The following is a 1,317-nucleotide window of genomic DNA, read 5'->3' as shown; positions in this document are numbered from 1 at the left end:
GACTAAGTCCTTTTAATTTTACTTTGATTCGTTTGTTATTGTAATAATCAATATAATCGACGATTGCCCCCTCAAGTTCCTTTATAGATTTAAATGTCTTTTCATAGCCATAAAACATTTCTGATTTAAGAATGCCAAAGAACGATTCCATCATGCCGTTGTCAGGACTATTCCCCTTGCCGGACATAGAGGGCTGAATGCCCTTTTCTTCTAAAAATCTATGATAAGACTCATGCTGGTATTGCCATCCCTGATCACTGTGGAGAATAGTATTCTCGTATTGTTCTTCTCTAAAAGCTTTTTCTAACATATCTTTTACTTGGTTTAAATTCGGAGAAGACGATAGAGAATAAGCTATAATTTCTCTGTTATAACCATCTAAAATTGGTGATAAATATAGTTTTTGGTTGCTTGTTGGGATAGAAAATTCCGTTATATCTGTATAGCACTTTTCCATAGGTTTTTCAGCTTCAAATTGGCGTTGAATAATGTTCGCAGCTTTCTTTCCAACTTCTCCATGATAAGAAGAATACTTACGTTTTCGACGAATACGAGCACTTAGCCCCAACATTTTCATCAAACGTTGTACCTTCTTATGGTTTACGATGAAACCACGGTTTCTAAGCTCAAGAGTAATACGACGATATCCATAATTTCCTTTATGCTCTTTATAAATGGTTTCTATTTCGTTTTTTACGTCCTGATTCTTATCTTCTAGGTTTAACTGCTTCAAGTGATAGTAGTAAGTTGAACGAGCGAGTTTTATAATCTTTAGAAGAATATCTAAAGGAAACTCTGGCACTAATTCTCTGACAATCTGTGTCTTTCTTCTTTCTCTTTTTCCTCCTTCAAGCGGAGTTCTCTCAACTTTTTTAGGATGGCATTCTCCGCTCTTAAATACTCATTTTCAGCCTGAAGGCGTTCTAGTTCCGTCATATCTTCTGGTTTTTTCTTTGGCTTACGTCCCATTTTAGGTACTCTCCCTCTTGTTTTCTCAACAATAGTATACTTATTTTTCTTGTATTGTGCGAGCCAGCTAGAAATTAGAGCCGAATTTGGAAGGGCGTATTCAAGGGAAACTCTCCTTTGAGACCATCCCTCGAGTAAGACTTTATCAATCATTTCCTGTTTTAATGCTGGAGAGTAATGGTTATTTCTGCCTTTTTTTACTATTTCTAATCCATAACGATCAATCAATTTAATCATGTATTTAAGATTTGACTTCTGTATACTATACATATCTGTAAGTTGTGAATAGCTAAATCCTTGTTTTTTTAGTTTATAAATTTGAACTTTATCTTCATAAGTTAATTTCAT

1 protein-coding gene is annotated in these 1,317 nt (G+C 34.5%); it reads right to left on the bottom strand.

The window, feature by feature from the left end:
- A protein-coding gene (locus O3798_RS08705; RefSeq protein ID WP_371464298.1) for an IS3 family transposase occupies positions 1–1,317 on the bottom strand; the annotation gives its coding sequence in 2 pieces (ribosomal slippage) (positions 1–876 and positions 876–1,317; 1,318 coding nt annotated over the 2 pieces). This gene is flagged as partial in the annotation.

Source organism: Granulicatella sp. 20925_1_45 (genome assembly GCF_041433555.1).
GTDB lineage: Bacteria > Bacillota > Bacilli > Lactobacillales > Aerococcaceae > Granulicatella.
The sequence above is the reverse complement of the archived record's forward strand: the minus strand, read 5'-3'. Positions and strand labels throughout refer to the sequence as shown.